Raw genomic sequence first — 22,148 nt, forward strand, 5'->3', positions numbered from 1 at the left:
CCTTGGCTGGCGCGGGCGCCTTCCCCCACCTCACCCGCTCACGGTGAACCCCATGGCCAAGCCTTCTTTCATCAACCTCTGGAATGCCTACCCGACCGACTCCTCGCCTTGCGACGGCGGCTGGGACAACCAGTGCGCCATCCGCATGAGTATCGCGCTCAACGGCGAGCACACCATCAAGGTGAACGCCGGTACCTACAGCGAACCACGTTGTGCCCATGGCCATGCCCGGGGTGCCGAATCGCTGGCCAACTGGCTGTGGAAGCACCATCTTGGCGCCCCGCTGCAACTGAGCGGCAGCGCAAGCGACCGCCTCAAGCTCGGCGAAAAGCGCGGCATCATCTTCTTCAAGGACTGCTTCGCCCGTGCCGGGCAGGCATTCGAAAACCGTACCGGCGATCACATCGATTTGTGGGACAGAGGCCGGGTCACGGGCTATTTCGCCGACCAGGCCCATCGTTCCAAGGCCGTCTGGTTCTGGGAGCTGAAATGAAACGTGCGCCCAAAGCCATGCCGGCCCTGCTGGTCGCGTTCGCCCTGAATGCCTGTGCACAGCCCCCCGCTCCCTCGTCGAACGCGGCGCCAGAGGTCAGCCTTGCCGGGAAAAAGCTCGTGCTGGTGAACCACGAAGGCCGCTGCGCGCTGCGCAAGGCCGATGCCTCGCTGTTGCAGCTGGAGATGCCCTGGCCCTGCCAGCTCAGCCCGGAGCGAGATGGCGGCAAGCCTCGCGTGGAGCAGTTCAATGGCGCGCAGATCATCATTGTCAGCCATGTGCAGCCAGACCCGTCACAACCCGGCCGTTGCGAAAGCCAGTACCAGGCGGTTCGCCAGCTGGGCGAGCGCCTGGAGCCTTCCATCCTGGCACGTGGCGCCAGCTGCTCGAACGGCCCTGTAGACCAGAAGAACTTCGTGGGGCTGTTCGAGTGGTAGCCGAAATCGCCGCCCGCGACCGTCTGCAGCCCTCGCTGCTGGACCGCCTGACCGACGACGACCCGGGCAACCCGCAGGAAGCGCCGGACAAGCGCGTGCTCAGCCTGCACCAGCTCAAGGCCTCGGTACTGCGCGACCTCGCCTGGTTGCTCAACACCACTTCGCTGCTCGACAGCGCCGCGACCCTGGGCACCCCGGCCGGGGCTTCGGTGATCAACTACGGCCTGCCGGCCCTGGCCGGCAACAGCGCCTCGAACATCGACCTGGCCGCCCTGGAGCGCATCATCCACCAGGCCATCGCCACCTACGAGCCGCGCATCCTCGCCCATACCCTGAAGGTGCGTGCCCAGGCCGCACCCGGCGAGATGAATGCCAACGCCCTGAGTTTCGAAATCGAAGGTGACCTGTGGGCCCAGCCGGCGGCCTTGCCGTTGCTGCTGCAGACCGAGGTGGACCTTGAGTCCGGCCATGTGCGCGTGGCCCCTGCCGAACGCCGGAGGCGTGCATGAACCCGCGCCTGCTCGAGCTGTACAACCAGGAGCTGCAGCACATCCGCGAAAGTGCGGCGGAGTTCGCCCGGGAATACCCGAAGATCGCCGGGCGCCTGACGCTGTCCGGGATCGAGTGTGCCGACCCCTATGTCGAGCGCCTGCTCGAAGGCTTCGCCTACCTCACCGCGCGGGTGCAACTGAAGCTGGATGCCGAGTACCCGACCTTCACCCATAACCTGCTGGAGATCGCCTACCCGCACTACCTGGCGCCGACCCCGTCGATGACCGTGGTGCAACTGCAGACCGACCCCGACGAGGGTTCACTGGCCGCCGGGTTCCGCCTGCCGCGTGACAGCGTGCTGCGCGCCAACCTGGGGCGCAACTCGCAAACCCCGTGCGAGTTCCGCAGCACCCAGGACGTCACCCTCTGGCCCTTGCAGGTAGCCCGCGCCGAGTACTTCGGCAACCCCGGCGCGGTGCTCGGGCGCCTGGCCAGCAGCGTGCCACAAGCCCGCGCCGGCCTGCGCCTGACCCTGCGCAGTGGCGCCGAGGTGCCGTTCGCCAGCTTGCCGCTCAGCCATCTGCCGCTGTACCTCAACGGCGCCGACGAAACCCCGTTCCGCCTCTACGAGCAACTGCTGGGCAGCGCCTGTGCGGTGTTCGTGCGCCAACCCGGCGCCGATTGGGTGGAACGTATTCCGGTCGAACAGGCCCTGCGCCCGTGTGGCTTCGATGACCGTGAAGCGGCGTTGCCGGTGGTGCCCCAGGCCTTCCAGGGCTACCGCCTGCTGCAGGAGTACTTCGCCCTGCCGCAGCGCTTCCTGTTCGTCGATTTTGCCGGGCTGGAGCAGGCCGTACAGCGCTGCACCGGCCAGACGCTGGAAGTGCTGGTATTGTTCGAACGCTTCGACCAGAGCCTGGAGAGCAGCGTCGGCGCGAGCCAGTTCGTGCCGTTCTGCACTCCGGCGATCAACCTGTTCCCGCGCCGTGTCGACCGCCTGCACCTTTCCGATCGAGTGCATGAGCACCACGTGATCGCCGACCGCACCCGGCCCACCGATTTCGAGATCCATTCCCTGCAGCGGGTCACCGGCCACGGCACCGGGCCGGATCAGGAATTCCTGCCGTTCTATGCGGTGCGCGACCCGTCGCGCTACGGCCGCGACCAGGCCTACTACATCGTGCGCCGGGAGCCGCGGGTGCTGTCCAGCGACCAGCGACGCAATGGCACCCGCTCCAGCTACATGGGCAGCGAAACGTTCATCAGCCTGGTCGACGGCCAGCAGGCACCCTACCGTCACGACCTGCGCCAGCTGGGTATCAGCGCCCTGTGCAGCAACCGCGACCTGCCACTGTTCATGAGTGTTGGCGACGGGCGCAGCGACTTCAGCCTGGCCGACAGCGCACCGGTTGCCGGCGTGCGTTGCCTGGCCGGCCCGAGCCGGCCCAAGGCCAGCCATGCCCACGACAACCGCGCCTGGCGCCTGATCAGCCAGCTGTCGCTGAACTACCTGTCGCTGGCCGAGCACGGCCAGGGCGCCGCCGCCCTGCGCGAATTGCTGCGCCTGTATGGCGACCCGCAGGACAGCGCCCTGAATCTGCAGATCGACGGCCTGCGCGACGTCAGCAGCAAGCCCTGCACCCGACGCCTGCCGATGCCCGGGCCGATCGTTTTCGGGCGTGGCCTGGAGATCACCCTGACCTTCGACGAAAACGCCTTCCGCGGGACCGGCGTGTTCCTGCTCGGCGCGGTGTTCGAGCGTTTCCTGACCCGCTACGTGTCGATCAACAGCTTCACCGAAACGGTACTGCGCACCAGCGAACGCGGCGAGATCATGCGCTGGTCGGCCAAACCGGGGCGCAGGCCAACCTTATGAACACCTTGCAGGCCATGCAGGACGAGCCCTGGGCGTACGACTTCTTCCAGGCGCTGCGCCGCCTCGAAGCGCAATACCCCGAGCTGCCACGCTTCGGTCATTCCCTGCGCCTGGCCGACGAGCCTGTGCGCCTGGGCCAGCGCCTGGACTGCGGGTTCGCCCCGTCGACCCTGGCCTCGGTCAGCGCCGACGGCAACCAGCCGGCGCGCCTGGAGCAGTTTTTCTTCGGCCTCGGTGGCCCCAACGGGCCGCTGCCACTGCACCTGACCGAATACATGCGCGAGCGCCAGCGCAACCATGCCGATTCGACCAGCAAGGCGTTCCTCGACGTCTTCCATCACCGCCTGCTGAGCCTGTTCTACCGTGCCTGGGCCGAAGCCCGACCGACCGTCAGCCACGATCGCCCGGGTGATGACTACTGGGCCGCGCGCCTGGCGGCGCTCAGTGGCCGTGGCCAACCCGAACTGCAAGGCCAGGGCGCGCTGGCCGACACCGCCAAACTGCACTGGTCCGGCCACCTGAGCGCGCAAACGCGCTACCCGGACGGCCTGTGCAGCATCCTCAGCGGGTATTTCGGCGTGCCTGTGACACTGGAAGAGTACGTCGGCCAGTGGCTTGAGCTGCCCGAACGCAGCCAGCTCGGCGTGCGCGCCAACCGCCTGGGCGTGGACCTGTGCCTGGGCCGCTACGCCTGGGACCGCCAGCACAAGTTCCGGCTGTGCCTCGGCCCGCTCAGCCTCGACCAGTACCACGCCCTGCTGCCCGGCGGACAGGCCTTCGTCGAACTGGCGGCATGGGTCGCCGAATACCTGGGCCAGGAACTGGACTGGGACCTCAACCTGATCCTCGCGCAGGACCAGGTGCCTGCACTGCAACTCAATGCCGGCCTACGCCTGGGCTTCGATACCTGGCTCGGCCGCCCTCCGCACGATGCACGCGACCTGAAGCTGGCCCGGTACTACGCCGACCAGCCGGCCGCCGCCCACCATACAAGGAACCAGGACCATGGGTGAAATCAGCCGCGCCGCGCTGTTCGGCAAACTCAACAGCGTCGCCTACAAGGCCATCGAGGCCGCAACGGTGTTCTGCAAGCTGCGGGGCAACCCCTATGTCGAACTGGTGCACTGGCTGCACCAGTTGCTGCAACTGCAGGACAGCGACCTGCACCGTATCGTGCGCCAGTTCGATATCGAGCCGGCGCGCCTGGCCCGCGACCTGACCGATGCACTGGACCGGCTGCCACGCGGTTCAACCTCGATCACCGACCTTTCCTCGCAGGTGGAAGAAGCCGTCGAGCGCGGCTGGGTATACGGCAGCCTGATGTTCGGCGAGAGCCAGGTGCGCAGCGGCTACCTGCTGGTCGGCATCCTCAAGACACCTGGCCTGCGCCATGCCCTGCTGGGGCTGTCGAACGAGTTCGCCAAGCTGAAGATCGAGGCGTTGAGCGAACGCTTCGACGAGTACGTGGGAGACTCACCGGAAAACCACCTGGCCGCCACCGACGGCTTCAGCGCTGGGCAGCCTGGCGAGGCCAGCGGCGCCGTGGCGCCTGCGGCGATGGGCAAGCAGGAGGCGCTCAAGCGCTTTACCGTCGACCTTACCGAACAGGCCCGAAGCGGCAAGCTCGACCCTATCGTCGGCCGTGACGAAGAGATCCGCCAGCTGGTCGATATCCTCATGCGACGCCGGCAAAACAACCCGATCCTTACCGGTGAAGCCGGTGTCGGCAAGACCGCCGTGGTCGAAGGGTTCGCCTTGCGCATCGTCGCTGGCGACGTGCCGCCAGCGCTCAAGGACGTCGAGCTGCGCAGCCTGGACGTCGGCCTGCTGCAGGCCGGCGCCAGCATGAAAGGCGAGTTCGAACAGCGCCTGCGCCAGGTGATCGAGGATGTGCAGGCCTCGCCCAAACCGATCATTCTGTTCATCGATGAAGCCCATACCCTGGTCGGTGCCGGTGGCGCCGCCGGCACCGGCGATGCCGCCAACCTGCTCAAGCCGGCACTGGCCCGTGGCAGCCTGCGCACGGTGGCGGCTACCACCTGGGCCGAGTACAAGAAGCACATCGAGAAGGACCCGGCCCTGACCCGCCGCTTCCAGGTGGTGCAGGTGGACGAGCCGAGCGAAGCCAAGGCGCTGCTGATGATGCGTGGGGTGGCATCGACCATGGAGCAGCACCACCAGGTGCAGATCCTCGACGAAGCACTCGAAGCCGCGGTCAAGCTGTCGCACCGCTACATCCCGGCGCGCCAGCTGCCGGACAAATCGGTGAGCCTGCTCGATACCGCCTGCGCGCGCGTGGCCATCAGCCTGCACGCGGTGCCAGCCGAGGTCGACGACAGCCGCCGGCGTATCGAGGCGCTGGAGGTCGAGCAGGCGATCATCGCCCGTGAAGCCGCCATCGGTGTGCCTACCGGGCAGCGCCAGGCTCAGGCCGACACCCTGCTGGCCGAAGAGCGCCAACGCCTGGCCACGCTGGAAAGCCGCTGGGCCGAAGAAAAGGCCCTGGTCGACCAATTGCTGGCCACCCGCGCCCAGCTGCGCGACCAGGCCGGGGTGGTCGACCAGGACGCGCAGGTGCCAGGCAACCCTGAACTGCGCGAAACGCTGGCCGACCTGCAACGGCGCCTGAGCGCCCTGCAAGGCGAGAGCCCGTTGATCCTGCCGACCGTGGATTACCAGGCAGTCGCCTCGGTGGTGGCCGACTGGACCGGGATTCCGGTGGGACGCATGGCGCGCAACGAGATCGAGACCGTGCTCAACCTCGACAGCCTGCTGGCCAGGCGCATCATTGGCCAGGACCACGCGCTTGAAATGATCGCCAAGCGCATCCAGACCTCCCGCGCCGGCCTCGACAACCCGAACAAGCCGATTGGCGTGTTCATGCTCGCCGGCACCTCTGGCGTGGGCAAGACCGAGACCGCACTGGCCCTGGCCGAGGCGCTGTACGGCGGTGAACAGAACCTGATCACCATCAACATGAGCGAGTTCCAGGAGGCCCATACCGTCTCGACCCTCAAGGGCGCCCCGCCTGGCTACGTCGGCTACGGCGAAGGCGGTGTGCTGACCGAGGCCGTGCGCCGCCGGCCGTACAGCGTGGTGCTGTTGGACGAGGTGGAAAAAGCCCACCCGGACGTGCACGAGATCTTCTTCCAGGTGTTCGACAAGGGCGTGATGGAGGACGGCGAAGGCCGCCAGATCGATTTCCGCAACACGCTGATTCTGCTCACCACCAACGCCGGTACCGAGCTCATTGCGCGCACTTGCAGCGACCCACAGGCCCTGCCCGACCCGGACGCGGTGGCCAGCCAGCTGCGCAAGCCGCTGCTGGAAATCTTCCCGCCGGCGCTGCTCGGCCGCCTGGTGACCATCCCCTACTACCCGCTCAGCGACGCCATGCTCAAGGCCATCACCCGCCTGCAACTGGAGCGCATCCGCAAGCGCGTCGAAGGCACGCACAAGGTCGGCTTCGCCTACGACGAAGGGGTGGTGGAGCTGATCGTCTCGCGCTGTACCGAAACCGAAAGCGGTGGCCGCATGATCGACGCCATCCTCACCAACGGCCTGCTGCCGGACATGAGCCGCGAGTTCCTCACCCGCATGCTCGAAGGCAAGCCGCTGGCGAGCGTGCGCATCAGCCGCCGCGACAACGACTTGCACTATGACTTCGGCGCAGCCGACTGACAGGACGGACCATGCTGTTCACGCAGTTCACGCGCCTGGCGCAGATCAACAGCCCGTTGGGGCCGGACAAGCTGATCCTGGCCGAAATGGGTGGCAGCGACGAGCTCGGCCGCCTGTTCGACTATGAGCTGCAGCTGACCAGCGACGACCCGGCCATCGACCTCAATGCCCTGCTGGGCAAGCCGATGAGCCTGAGCGTGCAGCAGGGCCTCGGCACGTCACGTTACTTCCATGGCATCGTCGCCCGCTGCAGCCAGTCGGTGGACCAGGGCCAGTTCGCCAGCTACCGGGTCACCCTGCGCCCGTGGCTGTGGCTGCTGACCCGCACCAGCGACTGCCGCATCTTCCAGCACCTGAGCGCGCCACAGATCATTAAGCAGGTGTTTCGCGACCTGGGCTTTTCCGACTTCGAGGATGCCCTGAGCCGCAGCTACCGCGAACGCGAATACTGCGTGCAGTACCGCGAGACCAGCTTCGACTTCGTCAGCCGGTTGATGGAAGAGGAAGGCATCTACTACTTCTTCCGCCACGAAGCGCAGCGCCACGTGCTGGTGCTGGCCGACGCCTATGGCGCGCACCCGCAGGTGCCTGGCTACGAAAGCGTGCCCTTCTACCCGCCGGACGGGCAGCACCGCGAGCGTGACCACATCAACGACTGGCACCTGGCCCAGGAAGTCCAGCCAGGTTCCCTGGAGCTCAACGACTACGACTTCCAGCGCCCCAGCGCGCGCATCGACGTGCGCTCGGCCATGCCACGCCCGCACCAGGCCGGTGACTACCCACTGTACGACTACCCCGGCGCCTACCAGCAAAGCCAGGATGGCGAACACTACGCGCGTACTCGCCTGGAGTCGCTGCAGAGCCTGCACGAGCGGGTCGAGCTGCGCGGCAACGCCCGCGGCCTGGGCAGTGGCCACCTGTTCAGCCTCAGCGGGTTCACCCGCCAGGACCAGAACCGCGAGTACCTGATCGTCGGCGCACGCTACTACGTGCATCAGGAGCGCCTGGAAAGCGGCACCGGCAGCAGCGCAGCGCAATTCGAAAGCAACCTCAGCTGCATCGACGCACAGCAGAGCTTCCGCCCGCAGGGCAGCACCGTGCGGCCGATCGTCAAGGGCCCGCAAACCGCCGTGGTGGTCGGGCCCGCCGGCGAGGAAATCTGGACCGACCAATATGGCCGGGTGAAGGTGCACTTCCACTGGGACCGCCACGACCAGTCCAACGAGAACAGCTCCTGCTGGATCCGCGTATCGCAGGCCTGGGCCGGCAAGAACTGGGGCTCGATGCAGATCCCGCGCATCGGCCAGGAGGTGATCGTCAGCTTCCTCGAAGGCGACCCCGACCGGCCCATCATCACTGGCCGCGTCTACAACGCCGAACAGAGCGTGCCCTACGACTTGCCCGCCAATGCTACGCAAAGCGGCATGAAGAGCCGCTCGAGCAAAGGCGGCAGCCCGGCCAATTTCAATGAAATCCGCATGGAAGACAAAAAGGGCGCCGAGCAGATCTACGTGCATGCCGAGCGCAACATGGACACCGTGGTCGAGCAGAGCGAGACGCTGGCGGTCGGCATCAACCGTACCCAGACGGTGGGCATGCTGGAAACCATCACCATCGGCCAGGACCGCATCCGCGCCGTGCGCCGTGACGACATGTTGCTGGTCGGCGCCAGCAAGACCGATAGCGTCAGCACCAGCTACCTGATCGAAGTGGGCGAAAACCTGCGCCTGGTGTGCGGCAAGAGCGTGATCGAGCTCAACGCCAGCGGCCAGATCAATATCAGCTGCGAGCAGTTCAGCTTCCATGCCAGGCAGAACGGCGAGATCAATACCGACGGCACCCTCGACTTGAACGTCGGCAGCGGTGCGCAGACCGCGCCCGACAACCAGGGTGTGAAAAAGACCATCGACGACTCGGTGAAGGCGATCTTCTCCGGCTCCGACCAGTAACGAGACCTGTCATGAGTTATCGCATCAACGAATTCCGCCTGGCCCTGCCCGATGCCGCCGTGCAGGACAGCAGTATCAACATCCTGCGTTTCGAGGCGCTGGCCACCTCGCTGATCATCAGCCGCAGCCTGCTGGCCGAAGGCGAGACCTTGCAGAGCAATTTCGACGGCCAGTTGCAGCGCCTGCAGCAGCAGGTCAAGGACCTGCGCATGCAGCCCGCCCAGGCGGTGCAGGTAGGCGCCGGGCAGGCGATCGCCGCCATCGAGCTGAGCAGCCAGTTCAGCAAGGGCCAGGAGAAGGTCTATCAGTACCAGCTGGCCCTGGTGCTGCCCGGCACGCGCAAGATGTTTGCCCTGAGCTACGTCAAGGCCAGCCCGCTGGGCGCGGCCGAAGCGGCGCACTGGGCAAGCATCAAGCAGTCGCTCGACTTCGACAGCCTGGGCTGATCGCGCACCATGTCCGACGCACTGTGGGCCGCCCGCGAAGGCGACGCGCTGATGCACACCTCGATGCTGGCCGACATCGTCGGGGGTGTGCTGGAAATCGCCGCCACGGTGGCCATCGGCGCCCTGGCCACTGCCGCAGTGGCGGCGGCATTCGGCCTGACCGTGGCCACTGGCGGCCTTGGCTGCTTCGTGCTGGGCGCGGTGGTCGGCCTGGTGGTCGGTGTGGTCATGGCCAAGACCGGCGCCGATACAGGCCTTAGCCGATTATGCGAGGGCATCGGCAATTTCCTGTTCCCGCCGTCGGTGCAGGCCAACATCATCAGTGGCTCGTCGAACACTCGCACCAACGGCAAGCGCGCGGCACGTGCTGCCGGCGTCGTCACCGGCCCGCCGGCACCGTTGGAGCAGGCCGGGGCCGAGGCTGGCGAGGCGAAGGAAGAAACCTTCCTCGACATGGCCAAGGGCTTCTTCTCGCAAATGTGGCGGCCGACCGTGGCCACGCCCGCCGCCAATACCTTGCCGGCCCCGGACGACAAGGTGCTGTGCAGCAAGCACCCGCCGATGCCACCGCAGTACCTGGCCGAGGGGTCCAGCAAGGTGCTGATCAATGGCCACCCGGCCTGCCGCAGCGGTGACCGCAGCACCTGCGAAGCGGTGATCGTCGATGGCGGCCTTGTGTCGAACAACGTGCGCATCGGCGGCGAGCCGATCGTGGTGCGCGAGATTCGCAGCGGCAAGACGCCGGGCATCGGCCTGGCAGTGACCGCGTTGATGCTGCTACGCGGGCGTGGCGGCAAGTTCTACAGCAAGTTCGGCTGCATGTTGCTGGGTGGGGTGAGCAGTTTCGTCTCCGGGCAGGTTACCAATGCCATCGTTCAGGCAACGTCCGGCTCACCCAACCCGGTGCACGCGTCTACCGGGGCAAAGATCCTGTGCGGGCCCGACGAGCTGGATTTCAGCCTGCAGGCGCTGCTGCCCCTGGACTGGCAACGGCTCTACAACAGCCGCGACGAGCGCCGTGAAGGGCTGTTCGGCGCAGGTTGGAGCATCGAGTACGAGGTGTTCGTGCAACTGCACCTGGACGCCGATGGCAGCGAGCGCTTGTCGTTTACCGATGAACAGGCTCGAGTCATCGACATGGGCTACATTGCCCGCGCCGATGCCGTGTTCAGCGCCGGTGAAGGGTTGAGCGTACGCCGCTCGCAACAGGACGAAATCCTGATCGAGGATATCGACAAAGGGCTGTACCGCCTGTTCCAGCCCTCCCCTGGAAAACCGGGCCACTGGCGCCTGAGCGCCATGGGTGACCGCAACGACAACCGCATCTATCTGGACTATGACGAAAGCGGGCGCCTGATCCGGCTGCGTGACACGTTCGACCTTGTACAGGTCGAGTTGCACTATGCGCCACAGTGGCCACAACGGGTCGCCCGCCTGGAACGTCGCCATGCCGATGGCGACCTGCAGTTGCTGGTCAGTTACCAGTACGACGCCTGTGGCGACCTGGCGGCAGTGTACGACAGCCAGGGCAGGCTGCGCCGCCGCTTTGTCTACGACGAACAACGGCGCCTGGTCGAGCATGAGAACGCTGCTGGTCTGCGCTGCTTCTACGAATGGGCATTGACCGAAGACGACTGGCGGGTGGTGCATTACAGGAGCAGTGGCGGTGATGAGTACCAGTTCGAGTACGACATCCCTGCACGCACGACCCGGATCACCGATGGCTTGCAACGTGTCAGCACGCGACGCTGGAATGCCCAGTACCAGATCACCGAATACATTGATGCAGTCGGCGCGACCTGGCAGTTTGAATGGGACGACGAGCGTCAGTTGCTCGCAGCGGTCGATCCGATGGAAGGGCGCTGGCAATACTTTTACGATGCTTCGGGCAACCTGACCCAGACCGTCGACCCGCTGGGGCGCAGCGAATCGACGCAGTGGCTGGAGCATTGGTCGCTGCCGCGCTCGACGATGGACCCGGCCGGCAACAGCTGGCAGTACCGCTATGATCCGCGCGGCAACTGTATCGGCGAAACCGACCCGCAAGGTAACGTCACGCAGTACCGCTACGACCACCGTGGCCAGCCGACCGAGATCATCGACCCCGCAGGGCATTCGCGAACCCTGCGCTGGAGCGACCTGGGACTGCTTCTGCAGGAAACCGACTGCTCCGGCCACATCACACGCTATCGTTATGACCGCAACGGCCATTTGCTGTCAGTGACCGATGCGTTGAGCGAACGTACCGAGTTCGAGTACGACAGCGATGGCCTTCTGCTTGGCGTGACACGGCCAGACGGTACCCGTGAAGGTTATCGCTACGATGAGGCAGGAAGGCTGACGCAAGCGATCGACCCCGCTGGTGGTATCACCGCGTACCGCTTCGATGCCCGTGGTGTCCTGCTCCAGTCCATCGACCCGCAAGGACGCACGCTTGGCTACCAGGTCGACCCCTACGGTCGACTGCTGTCGCTGACCAACGAAAACGGCGAGCACTTTTACTTCCGGTGGGATGCCGCCAATCGCCTGGTCCGCGAGCAGTTTCTCGATGGAACCGCCAGGGAGTACCGTCACGACCCGTTGCACAATGTGGTGCAGGTGGCCTACACCCCGACGCCCGGTAACAGCTCGGTCGAGCCGATCGTCCACCGCCTGGAACGTGATGCCCTGGGTCGTCTGATTACCAAGACGACCGCGGATGGCGTTACCACCTATGGCTACGATGAGCTCGACAACCTTACCGAGGTTCATTTCGACGATGCTGCCGGCAACAGCGAAACCCTGCAATTGTGCTTTGACGCGCTGGGACAGCTGGTCGAGGAGCACAGTGGCAACGGCGTACTGCGCCATCGCTACGATGAGTTGGGCAACCTGTGCCGCACCCAGTTGTTCGATGGCCGCTGGATCAACCGCATGTACTACGGAAGCGGTCACCTGCACCAGATCAACCTGGACGGACATGTCATCAACGACTACGAACGCGATCGCCTGCACCGGGAAGTGCAGCGTACCCAGGGCGCGTTGCTCACACACCAGGAATATGACCGCAACGGACGTTTGCGCACCCGCAGATGCAGGCCCGCCAGCCAACCCGTGCAATTACCCGCACCTTTCCAGCAGCGCTTCGAATACGACCCGCGCGATGACCTGAACCGGCGCGTGCGGCAGGTAGCCGGCCGGGTGCAGCATGACCAGATCATCCAGCTTGATGCGGGTGGGCGCCTGATGGGCAGTCATGACATTGCCAACGGCAATCATGAAACCTACCGCTACGATGCCGCCGGCAACCTGCTGGATGCCACGGCCAATGCCCCAGTTCTGCACGACAGGTTGCTGGCGTACCAGGACAAGCGCTACCGCTACGACGCCTTTGGCCGCCTGGTGGAAAAGCGCAGCAGCCGGCGCGGCATACAGCATTTCAGCTACGACGCAGAGCACCGCCTGGTAGAGGTACGCACTCGCCAGGCAGGGCGGGAACGCAGTGTACGCATGCGTTACGATCCGCTCGGGCGGCGGGTGGAAAAAAGCGAACATGATGGTGCCGGGCAGCTGCTCGGCCAGACGCGCTTTGCCTGGGACGGATTACGCCTGTTGCAGGAACAGCGCCATGGCCAGGTAAGCCTGTACCTGTACGAGGGTGACGGCTATGAGCCGCTGGCACGCATCGACGGCAGCGGGCCGAACCAGCAGGTGCTGCACTTCCATAATGACCTCGGGGGGCTCCCGGAGTGGCTGACCGATGAACAGGGACGCGTGGTATGGCAGGCCAGCTATCTGGGCTGGGGTTCTACCCTCGATGAGTCCCGCCAGGCCAGTTGCCTGCAGGAACAGAATCTGCGCTTCCAGGGGCAATACCTGGATCGGGAGACCGGGTTGCATTACAACACCTTCAGGTTCTATGACCCGGAGGTAGGCCGCTTTACCCAGCCTGACCCGATTGGCCTGTCTGGTGGTCACCAACTGTACCGGTATGCGCCAAACCCGGTGACATGGGTCGATCCACTAGGTTGGCTGACCTTGACCGGTTATACCAAGGGCGGTATCAAGCGAACCACCGAAGCCTGGCGCAGCAGGCATGGTCCGGCGTCAATGCGTGACCACCACATGATCCCGCAAGAAATGTGGCGGGAAGACCGCGATTTCCGTAACCAGATGAAAGCTGCCGGAATTCGCAACCCCAAACGCTACATCGACCAGCAGATCTCGCGCATTCCGAATGCATTTCACGCCGACATTCACGCCAAAGGTTGGAACGAGGACTGGAAGAAGTGGTTCAACAACAACGCGAACTTCACCAAGAAGGACCTGCAAAAGCAGATCAAGGTGATGATGCGCCAATACAATGTGCCCAAGGCGACGAGGAACCATGTGCGTCGCTACGGCAAGAATGGCAAGGGCTGCGGAGGCTGACATGAACATCTATCACTTGGACAACGCGCCGACTCCCTGGGGAGACTGGGGCGCGGTACTGCTCCAGGGCATGATCGCCTGGGACGAAGATACCGATGTAGACAGCATCGAGCGGGCCGGCCCGTACACCCCGGCCGCCTACATACGTTCGGGTTCGCTGGTGCTCACCCAGCCGGTCAAGGAAGCCCTGGAAAAAAGCGGCCTGAAGGGGATCGGGCGTTACGAGCATCTGGAGAAGACCCATATCGTTCACATCGACTGGCTGCACTGGGACACCAGCAAGCCCATTACCGATTACCTCGATCTGGAAGGCGGGCCGAGCTCGATCATCGACTCCCTGCCGCATGACCCTGAGCTTGCCGCGCGTATGCCGGAGTACTGGCAGGCATTCGTGATGGGCAAGCTCAACCTGCTCAAGGACCCGCAGCATGACCCTGCCGACCTCGGCCAGTATCTCAAGGTGCTCAAGGCCGACGAGCAAGCCGACTTCTTCAAAGGGGATGTCTATCGCGGGTACTTCCTGAGCGAACGGGCCAAGGAGTGGCTGGAACAGCAGTGCCCAGGTTGCTTTACATTCACCCTGCTCGGTTGAATCAGTCCAGCTGCCGAGCCCTCAGTTCCTGCGCCAGCATGTCAATGAATGCGCGGACCTTGGTCGAACCGTACTTGCTCTCCCGGTGCAGTATATGGATTGGCCACGGCGCCTCTTCGTATTCGGCAAGGATCACCTGCAACTGCCCACTGGCCACCTCATCCGCGACCTGATACGACAGCAGGCGGGCAATGCCCAACCCGCCGCTGGCAGCGGCGATTGCCCCGTCATTGCTGGTCACCGTCAAGCGAGGCTTCATGCGCACCAGAGTCGGCTCATCGGTCACCCCAAAGCGCCAACCGGCTCGCGGCGACAGGTTGGTGGTGCCGATCACCGCATGCTCCGCCAGGTCGGACGGGTGCTTCGGCACGCCATGGCGCGCCAGGTACTCGGGAGAGGCGCACAGCATGCGCCGGACCCTGCCCACCCGCAGTGCTTTGAGCCCGGAGTCGGGCAAGGGGCCGATACGAACGGCCACATCCATGCCCTCCTCGACCATGTTGACGATGCGGTCGAGGAAGTAGGCGGAAACGTCAACCTCGGGGTACTGCTGCAGGTAGTGGACGATGCACGGCATGACGAACTTCTTGCCGAACAGGATGGGCGCAGTGACGGCCAGGTCGCCCTTGGGCGTGGCGTTGATGCCGGCGGCGGCTTCGTTGGCCTCGTTGATGCTGGCGAGGATATGCCGGGTGTCTTCCAGGTAGCGGCCCCCGGCTTCGGTCAGGCGTACGCTACGGGTGGTGCGCAGCAGCAGCTTGACCCCCAGCTGATCTTCCAGGGCGCTGACGGCACGGGTGACCGCGGCTGGGGAGATGTCCAGGCGGCGGGCAGCAGCGGCGAAGCTTTCCAGCTCGCCTACGGCGACGAACACCTTCATCAGGTGGATCTGGTCCATGCGGGCTCCTGGGGCTATGAAGTGCCGGGATTATCTTTCATCCGAGCGTTTTGTGTTGCCTCTGTCCCGTACGCGGTCCCTTGTAGGAGCGGCCTTGTGTCGCGAAAGGGCTGCACAGCAGCCCCAGCAATTGATGCTTCACTACTGAAATCCTGGGGCCGCGCTGCGGCCCTTTCGCGACACAAGGCCGCTCCTACAGGGGACCGCGCACGATCAGATATCCAGCACCAACGCCTGTACCCCCTCCTCGACCCGGGCCGGCACGGCACAGCAGATCAACACCGACCCCGCCTCCGGCAACTCGGCCGGCGGGTTCGGGTAATGTACCTGACCACTGACCAAGCGGGTCTTGCAAGTACCACACGACCCACCTCGACAACTGAACTCCGGCGACAATCCGCGAGCCTCGGCCAGCTCCAGCAGCGTCCCGCTACCCGGCGCCCAGCGTGCCTCTTTGGCTGAAGCCGCAAAGTACACCGGTACCGGCTCGCTGGCAGCAGGTGGCTGTTGCAGGGTGGGCTGGTCATCGTCGGTGTGCCGCCGGAGCGTCGACGGGCCAAAGGCTTCGGCATGGATCCGCGCATCCGGCACATGCACCCCGCGCAGCCCTTCATACAGGTCCTGGGTAAAACTGCCCGGGCCGCACAGATAGAAATCGTAGTCGTCCAGCGCCAGCGTGGCCTTGACCTGCTCGATACCCAGCCGACCGGCAAACTCGTAATCACGCCCCGCCAGCGCATGCGCTTCCGGCTGGCTCAGGGCGCGGTGCACGTGCAGCAGGCCGCCGGCCTGTTGCCGCAAGCTTGCCAGCTCCTCACGGAACGGCAGGTCGACCAGGCTGCGCGCCCCATGAAACAGATGAATGCGCCGTGCCTGCCCCTTGCTCAACTGCTCGCGCAGCATGGCCAGTAACGGCGTGATACCCACACCCGCGCCAATCAGCACCAGCGGCCGTGTGCTCTGCTGGTCCAGCGTGAAGCTGCCCATTGGCGGGCGCACGTTCAGCATATCGCCTGCCACGACGCGCTCATGCAGGTGCCGCGAGGCCGGGCCCTGAGCTTTGACGCTGATGCGCAGGTAACCGTCGGAAGGCGCGCTGGACAGGCTGTAGGTGCGGATCAGCGCCGCCTCACCGTCGAGCCGGACTTGCACCGGAACATGCTGCCCCGGCGCAAAGGCCATCGCACTGCCAGCAGGAGGCTCAAGGTAGAACGAGCGGATATCACGGCTTTCCTGCTCCACCCGCAGCACGCGCCAGGCTTGCCATTGGCGCTGCCGCTGGCGTTGCTGCAGGCGTATGTCGGCCTCGGCCCAGGTGCCGGTCATCAGGCTGGTCGGCGCGTACTCCTTGAAGGCCCAACGCAGGGAAACGGCAGCCGGGCGCCACACCACCTGCTCGACCTCCAGCGTCCACAAACGCTCGGCACCTTCGAACGCCTGGATGGCGGGGCTGTCCAGCAGCAACTCGGCATGCCCGTATAGCTGCAACACGTTGCCGTTGCTGAAATCGATGAACAGCAACCCTGCTTGCGGGTTCACCAGCAGGTTGCCCAAGGTGTTGAAGTGCAGGTTGCCAGCATAGTCGGGAATGGTCAGGCGGTTGCCTTCGACCTTGACGAACCCGGGCCGCCCGCCACGGTGGGAGACATCCACCGAGCGCTGGCCGTCGTCATGCTCGACATAGCTGGCGACAAAGAAGGTGTCGGCTGCCTGGATCATGCTGGCAGCCGAGGCATCGAGTGTCGTCGCATCGACACGCCCTTGGGCGGGTTCCGCGACACGGGTGTAGTCACGCAGCTGGATGTACTGCGGGCAGTTGCCGAACGACTGCTCCACAGTCACCTGCAGTTGCCCGTCGCCGGCCTGGTGGATCTGGCCGTTGAGGCGGTTGCGCCGGCGGGTGTGCAGTTCGATCCCCAGCAGGCCGACCGCCTGCCCGGCAGCCAGCCCCGGGGTAGCAGGATCGTCTGCTGGCAGTTGAGTGTCGATCGTCAGCTGGCGCGGGTCCGGCGAGCTGACGAAACCTTCCGGCCCTTCCAACAGCGTTGCCCAGGGCCGCCCCAGTGCGTCCACGCTGGCGGCGACCATGAACGGCAACTGGTGATAGAAAATACGATGCTGGTCGGGCATGTAGTCACGAATGACCTTCTGCCCGAACGCCTCCATGCGCTCCGCGACACCGGCTTTTTCCTGCAGGGTCTTCTCCCCCGCATGCCAGGGCGAGGAGTGGTGGTCCGGGTTCTGTTGCATGGCGGCGTTCCTCGCAATGGCGGGATGTCAGGCGCTGGTCTGCAGGCCGATCACGGTGCGTGGCATGGGCACGAAGCCCGGCAGCGCCTCGATCCGCGCCAGCCAGCTGCGTACGTTGGCATAGGGCTCCAGCGACACATTGCCCTCCGGTGCGTGGGCGATGTAGGAGTAGTTGGCGATATCGGCGATGGTGGGTGTGCTACCGGCCAGGAAGGGCGTTTTGGCCAGCTCGGCGTCGATCACCTTCAGCAGGGTATGGGCGCGGGTAATCACTTCGTCGGTGTTGAACGAGGCACCGAACACCGTGACCAGACGCGCGGCAGCAGGGCCGAAGGCCAACGGGCCGGCAGCGACCGACAGCCAGCGCTGGACGCGGGCGGCGGCAGCGGGTTCCTCGGGGAGCCAGGTGCCGTTGTCGTACTTCTTGGTCAGGTACACCAGAATGGCGTTGGAGTCGGCGACCACCGTGCCGTTGTCGTCGATGACCGGGACCTGGCCGAACGGGTTGAGGGCCAGGAAGTCCGGCTGCTTGTGCGCGCCTTTGGCCAGGTCGACGAACACCAGCTCGGTGGGCAGGTTCAGCAGCGAAAGCATCAGCTCGATGCGATGGGCGTGGCCGGACTTGGGGAAGTTGTAAAGCTTGATCGGGTTCGACATGGGCTTGGCTCCTGGTCAGCACCGGGGTGGGCTGGTGGAGCACATGCTGCACCGGTTCGGCTGGCAGCAGAATCCGTGTGGCGGGGAAACCATAATTTCGCGGGGCGGAATAATGGAAATATCCAGATCCGCGTATCCCCTGTGTAGGAGCGGCCTTGTGTCGCGATAGGGCCGCAAAGCGGCCCCCGACTATGGTTTATCGCTGCTGAAATCCTGGGGCCGCTTTGCGGCCCTATCGCGACACAAGGCCGCTCCTACAAAGGCAGGTGCAAGATCAGTGCAGCTTGTTGAAATACCGGAACAACCCACGCGCAGCCTCGATCACCTGTGGCACACAAGCCTGGATGTCCTCTTCGCTCATCTGGTCCAGCAACTCGAAGTTGTCCTCGAGCCCATGCAGCGAAATGGCCTTGAGCAGTTGGTCCTGCTCCGGCGGCAGCTCGGCCCAACCAGCGACCTGAGTGCCGCGCATGTAGCCAAAGCACCACTCCTCCATGATGATCACACTGCCCTCTTCGCCTTCGCTTTCTTCGAACAGCGGCTCAAAGTGGTCGACATCGTCGCCCAACTCCTCCGCCACCTGGCTGGCATAACGCAGCATCAATGCCGTATACGCCTCTTCATGTGCCGGCTTCTTGAATTTCGGCACCTTGCCACCAGCCACCGCGGGCAGCCACTGTTCCGGAGTGACAGTGGTCGGTGAGCTGGCCAGTGCAGTGAAAAAGCCATTGAGCTCGGCCAGGTTGAGTACCGAGTAGTCATTGCCGTAGGTGATCAGCAGGTCTTCGAGGCGGTCGAGTTCTTTTTCGCTGAGTGCGGGGAGCATGGGTGAACATCCTGGGAAGCAAAAGTGTGTGCACCCTAGCACAGAACTACCCTGAGTCCGCGATAGCGATTATTCATGCCATCACCGCGGCATTGGTGCATGGAAGCGATAGCCAAGCGTTGCATCGTACATCGCGGCTGCCTTAACAGTTGTTTGGAAAGGCGCTTGTAAAGCTGTTGAAGGAATATGAAATGGATGTGGCAGGTCGGGTCTTATACGCAGAACAGGTGGTAAATGTGATCCATGTAGGAGCGGCCTTGTGTCGCGATGGGCTGCATGGCAGCCCCGGCGATTGTTGCGTTGACGCTGAAATCCGGGGGCCGCTTTGCGGCCCATCGCGACACAAGGCCGCTCCTACACAGGTTCGGCGCCAGCCTTCAGGTGGCGCCGTACCTGTCAGGCCTTACACCGCCAGCGCGCGCTCACGCAGCTCGCTGTTGAGGATGCGGTCGTTCTCGCTGTAATCGACCGGGCAGTCGATCACGTGCACGCCCGGGGTCTTGATGCAGTGCTCGAGCAGCGGCAGCAGGCCTTCGGCGCTTTCCACGCGGTGGCCGTTGGCGCCGTAGGCTTCGGCGTACTTGACGAAGTCCGGGTTGCCGTAGTCCAGGCCGAAATCGGTGAAGCCCATGTTCGCCTGCTTCCAGCGGATCATGCCGTAGCCGTCGTCACGCAGGATCACCACGGTGATGTGCATGCCCAGGCGTACCGCAGTTTCCAGCTCCTGGCTGTTCATCATGAAGCCGCCGTCGCCGCAAACCGAGATCACCGGGCGGTCCGGGTGCACCAGGTGCGCGGCCATGGCCGATGGCAGGCCGGCGCCCATGGTCGCCAGGGCGTTGTCCAGCAGTACGGTGTTCGGCTTGTGCGCCTTGTAGTTGCGGGCGAACCAGATCTTGTAGATGCCGTTGTCCAGGGCAACGATGCCTTCGGATGGCAGCACGCGACGGATATCGGCGACCATGCGCTGCGGGTAGACCGGGAAGCGGTTGTCGTCGGCACCTTCGGCGATCTGCGCTTCATTGGCTTCACGGATCGCCATCAGGCGGGTGAAGTCCCAGTGTGTGGTGTCGGTCAGCGCTTCGCTGATCTGCCATACGGCGTTGGCGATGTCGCCGATCACTTCCACCTGCGGGAAGTACACGGCATCGACTTCGGCGGAGCGGAAGTTGATGTGGATGACTTCGGTGCCGCCACGGACCATGAAGAACGGCGGCTTCTCGATCACGTCGTGGCCGATGTTGACGATCAGGTCGGCGGCTTCGACGGCGCGGTGCACGAAGTCACCCGACGACAGTGCGGCGTTGCCCAGGAAGCGCGGGTGACGCTCGTCGACCACACCTTTGCCCATCTGGGTGGTGATGAACGGGATGCCGGTCTTGTCGATCAGCTGCTTGAGGACCTTGGCGGTCATCTTGCGGTTGGCGCCGGCGCCGATCACCAGGATCGGGCTGCGAGCTTTCTGCAGTTTTTCCACGGCGGCTTCGATGGCCTTGTGCTCGGCCAGCGGGCGGCGGCTCAGGCTAGGCGGAATCGGCAGGCTTTCGGTCTGTTCGGCGGCGATGTCTTCCGGCAGCTCCAGGTGCACGGCCCCTGGCTTCTCTTCTTCGGCCAGGCGGAAGGCTTCGCGCATACGGGCCGGGATGTTGTCGGCCGAGGCGAACTGGTGGGTGTACTTGGTGATGGGGTCCATCATGCCGCACACGTCGATGATCTGGAAGCGGCCCTGCTTGGACTTCTTGATCGGCTTCTGGCCGGTGATCATCATCATCGGCATGCCGCCCAGGTAGGCATAGGCGCTGGCGGTGACCAGGTTGGTGGCGCCAGGGCCGAGGGTCGACAGGCTGACGCCAGTCTTGCCGGTCAGGCGGCCGTAAGTGGCGGCCATGAAGCCTGCGGACTGCTCGTGACGGGTAAGTACCAGCTTGATCTTCGACTTGCGCAGAGATTCGAGCAGGTCGAGGTTTTCTTCACCGGGAATACCGAATACATACTCGACACCTTCGTTTTCCAGGCATTGCACAACGACATCGGCGGCCTTGGCCATCTTGCTTGCTACCTCAAGTGATGGGACGGTGGAAGTCCGGAAATGCGCAGCACGGTACGCTGGCATCGCTCAGCCCGGGGCCAGGAATGCCCCGAACCAAAGTCTTGACGTAGGGTGGGCGCGGGAAAGTCACGTGAATGTGACGGGAATATTGTCGCAGCCTGGGTATTGCGCGCTCAGAGTGGGAGTTGTGGGAGCGGGCGAGTCGAGGCGTCGAACCGCCGCGAACACCGGCGAAGCCGGTGCCATACACCGCGTCGTCTGCTTCGCGGGCGCGCCCGCTCCCACAGGGACTGCGTATGCCCGGGATTTTTTGCACCACAAAGACAAAACCCCTACCTGCATGCGCAGATAGGGGTTTTGCGAAATGAATCTTGACGATGACCTACTCTCACATGGGGAAACCCCACACTACCATCGGCGATGCATCGTTTCACTGCTGAGTTCGGGATGGGATCAGGTGGTTCCAATGCTCTATGGTCGTCAAGAAATTCTGTTGCCAGAATGTCCAGATGGACAGCCCAGCGAATTCGGATATGCGATATTTGTGATGTTGCGAACTTTCGGTTCTTTCGTCTTCACCACCACAATTTGGCTTTCGTGCGCAAATTGCTTGGGTGTTATATGGTCAAGCCTCACGGGCAATTAGTATTGGTTAGCTCAACGCCTCACAGCGCTTACACACCCAACCTATCAACGTCGTAGTCTTCGACGGCCCTTCAGGGGATTCAAGATCCCAGTGAGATCTCATCTTGAGGCAAGTTTCCCGCTTAGATGCTTTCAGCGGTTATCTCTTCCGAACATAGCTACCCGGCAATGCCACTGGCGTGACAACCGGAACACCAGAGGTTCGTCCACTCCGGTCCTCTCGTACTAGGAGCAGCCCCTCTCAAATCTCAAACGTCCACGGCAGATAGGGACCGAACTGTCTCACGACGTTCTAAACCCAGCTCGCGTACCACTTTAAATGGCGAACAGCCATACCCTTGGGACCGGCTTCAGCCCCAGGATGTGATGAGCCGACATCGAGGTGCCAAACACCGCCGTCGATATGAACTCTTGGGCGGTATCAGCCTGTTATCCCCGGAGTACCT

Annotated in this window: 15 protein-coding genes and 2 rRNA genes (1 of these 17 only partly in view); 10 read left to right on the plus strand and 7 right to left on the minus strand. The window is 64.2% G+C overall.

The window, feature by feature from the left end; genetic code table 11:
• Window positions 1-52 precede the first annotated feature (52 nt).
• Genes ABNP31_RS20200 through ABNP31_RS20245 form a run of 10 tightly spaced genes read left to right on the plus strand, consistent with a single transcriptional unit; the run spans window position 53 to window position 14,376 of the window.
• Window positions 53-493, plus strand: a complete 441-nt coding sequence (locus tag ABNP31_RS20200; protein WP_025340317.1) for a type VI secretion system amidase effector protein Tae4 — start codon at window positions 53-55, stop codon at window positions 491-493.
• Window positions 490-930 carry a hypothetical protein gene (locus ABNP31_RS20205; RefSeq protein WP_075046098.1) on the plus strand — a complete coding sequence of 147 codons (441 nt, stop codon included), beginning with the start codon at window positions 490-492 and terminating at the stop codon, window positions 928-930. Before ABNP31_RS20200 ends, ABNP31_RS20205 begins: the two co-directional genes overlap by 4 nt.
• The gene (gene tssE / locus ABNP31_RS20210; RefSeq protein WP_025340319.1) at window positions 924-1,439 is read left to right on the plus strand and encodes a type VI secretion system baseplate subunit TssE; all 516 of its coding nucleotides are present in this window, start codon (window positions 924-926) and stop codon (window positions 1,437-1,439) included. Before ABNP31_RS20205 ends, tssE begins: the two co-directional genes overlap by 7 nt.
• A complete protein-coding gene (gene tssF / locus ABNP31_RS20215) occupies window positions 1,436-3,298 on the plus strand; it encodes a type VI secretion system baseplate subunit TssF (protein WP_025340320.1) in 1,863 nt (620 codons plus the stop codon). Before tssE ends, tssF begins: the two co-directional genes overlap by 4 nt.
• Window positions 3,295-4,311, plus strand: a complete 1,017-nt coding sequence (gene tssG, locus ABNP31_RS20220; RefSeq protein ID WP_085706381.1) for a type VI secretion system baseplate subunit TssG — start codon at window positions 3,295-3,297, stop codon at window positions 4,309-4,311. Before tssF ends, tssG begins: the two co-directional genes overlap by 4 nt.
• Window positions 4,304-6,979 carry a type VI secretion system ATPase TssH gene (tssH, locus tag ABNP31_RS20225; RefSeq protein WP_317410298.1) on the plus strand — a complete coding sequence of 892 codons (2,676 nt, stop codon included), beginning with the start codon at window positions 4,304-4,306 and terminating at the stop codon, window positions 6,977-6,979. Before tssG ends, tssH begins: the two co-directional genes overlap by 8 nt.
• 11 nt (window positions 6,980-6,990) lie before the next feature.
• Window positions 6,991-8,928: a type VI secretion system tip protein VgrG gene (locus tag ABNP31_RS20230; RefSeq protein WP_085665227.1), complete on the plus strand. Its 1,938-nt coding sequence runs from the start codon at window positions 6,991-6,993 to the stop codon at window positions 8,926-8,928.
• 11 nt (window positions 8,929-8,939) lie between these two features.
• The gene (locus ABNP31_RS20235; RefSeq protein WP_238066845.1) at window positions 8,940-9,374 is read left to right on the plus strand and encodes a DcrB-related protein; all 435 of its coding nucleotides are present in this window, start codon (window positions 8,940-8,942) and stop codon (window positions 9,372-9,374) included.
• A 9-nt stretch (window positions 9,375-9,383) separates the two neighbouring features.
• Window positions 9,384-13,784, plus strand: coding sequence for an RHS repeat-associated core domain-containing protein (locus ABNP31_RS20240; protein ID WP_350012700.1), 4,401 nt, complete (start codon window positions 9,384-9,386; stop codon window positions 13,782-13,784).
• Between the two features lies 1 nt (window position 13,785).
• Window positions 13,786-14,376, plus strand: coding sequence for a hypothetical protein (locus tag ABNP31_RS20245; RefSeq protein ID WP_176240906.1), 591 nt, complete (start codon window positions 13,786-13,788; stop codon window positions 14,374-14,376).
• A gap of 1 nt (window position 14,377) precedes the next feature.
• On the opposite strand, the gene ABNP31_RS20250 is transcribed toward ABNP31_RS20245, so the two are convergent.
• The 7 genes from ABNP31_RS20250 to ABNP31_RS20280 all read right to left on the minus strand — a co-directional run.
• Entirely contained in the window at window positions 14,378-15,274 is an 897-nt protein-coding gene (locus ABNP31_RS20250) for a LysR family transcriptional regulator (RefSeq protein WP_350012701.1), read from the minus strand.
• 213 nt (window positions 15,275-15,487) lie between these two features.
• On the minus strand, window positions 15,488-17,524 hold the full coding sequence (locus ABNP31_RS20255) for a pyridoxamine 5'-phosphate oxidase family protein (protein WP_350012702.1): 2,037 nt from the start codon (window positions 17,522-17,524) through the stop codon (window positions 15,488-15,490).
• 27 nt (window positions 17,525-17,551) lie between these two features.
• Window positions 17,552-18,181 carry a glutathione S-transferase family protein gene (locus tag ABNP31_RS20260; protein WP_350012703.1) on the minus strand — a complete coding sequence of 210 codons (630 nt, stop codon included), beginning with the start codon at window positions 18,179-18,181 and terminating at the stop codon, window positions 17,552-17,554.
• Window positions 18,182-18,455: 274 nt separating this feature from the next.
• Window positions 18,456-19,007: a UPF0149 family protein gene (locus ABNP31_RS20265; RefSeq protein WP_075046105.1), complete on the minus strand. Its 552-nt coding sequence runs from the start codon at window positions 19,005-19,007 to the stop codon at window positions 18,456-18,458.
• A gap of 403 nt (window positions 19,008-19,410) precedes the next feature.
• Window positions 19,411-21,054: an acetolactate synthase large subunit gene (locus ABNP31_RS20270; protein ID WP_025340336.1), complete on the minus strand. Its 1,644-nt coding sequence runs from the start codon at window positions 21,052-21,054 to the stop codon at window positions 19,411-19,413.
• 372 nt (window positions 21,055-21,426) lie between these two features.
• Window positions 21,427-21,542 (minus strand): 5S ribosomal RNA (gene rrf, locus ABNP31_RS20275).
• Between the two features lie 136 nt (window positions 21,543-21,678).
• Window positions 21,679-22,148, minus strand: a 23S ribosomal RNA gene (locus ABNP31_RS20280); it runs 2,422 nt beyond the window's last position.

Source organism: Pseudomonas asiatica, from assembly GCF_040214835.1.
Lineage (GTDB): Bacteria > Pseudomonadota > Gammaproteobacteria > Pseudomonadales > Pseudomonadaceae > Aquipseudomonas > Aquipseudomonas putida_Z.

Coding starts and splice junctions, on each gene's coding strand:
- ABNP31_RS20200 (WP_025340317.1), top strand. CDS start 53: ATGGCCAAGCCTTCTTTCATCAACCTCTGGAATGCCTACCCGACCGAC.
- ABNP31_RS20205 (WP_075046098.1), top strand. CDS start 490: ATGAAACGTGCGCCCAAAGCCATGCCGGCCCTGCTGGTCGCGTTCGCC.
- tssF (WP_025340320.1), top strand. CDS start 1,436: ATGAACCCGCGCCTGCTCGAGCTGTACAACCAGGAGCTGCAGCACATC.
- tssG (WP_085706381.1), top strand. CDS start 3,295: ATGAACACCTTGCAGGCCATGCAGGACGAGCCCTGGGCGTACGACTTC.
- tssH (WP_317410298.1), top strand. CDS start 4,304: ATGGGTGAAATCAGCCGCGCCGCGCTGTTCGGCAAACTCAACAGCGTC.
- ABNP31_RS20230 (WP_085665227.1), top strand. CDS start 6,991: ATGCTGTTCACGCAGTTCACGCGCCTGGCGCAGATCAACAGCCCGTTG.
- ABNP31_RS20235 (WP_238066845.1), top strand. CDS start 8,940: ATGAGTTATCGCATCAACGAATTCCGCCTGGCCCTGCCCGATGCCGCC.
- ABNP31_RS20240 (WP_350012700.1), top strand. CDS start 9,384: ATGTCCGACGCACTGTGGGCCGCCCGCGAAGGCGACGCGCTGATGCAC.
- ABNP31_RS20245 (WP_176240906.1), top strand. CDS start 13,786: ATGAACATCTATCACTTGGACAACGCGCCGACTCCCTGGGGAGACTGG.
- ABNP31_RS20250 (WP_350012701.1), bottom strand. CDS start 15,274: ATGGACCAGATCCACCTGATGAAGGTGTTCGTCGCCGTAGGCGAGCTG.
- ABNP31_RS20255 (WP_350012702.1), bottom strand. CDS start 17,524: ATGCAACAGAACCCGGACCACCACTCCTCGCCCTGGCATGCGGGGGAG.
- ABNP31_RS20260 (WP_350012703.1), bottom strand. CDS start 18,181: ATGTCGAACCCGATCAAGCTTTACAACTTCCCCAAGTCCGGCCACGCC.
- ABNP31_RS20265 (WP_075046105.1), bottom strand. CDS start 19,007: ATGCTCCCCGCACTCAGCGAAAAAGAACTCGACCGCCTCGAAGACCTG.
- ABNP31_RS20270 (WP_025340336.1), bottom strand. CDS start 21,054: ATGGCCAAGGCCGCCGATGTCGTTGTGCAATGCCTGGAAAACGAAGGT.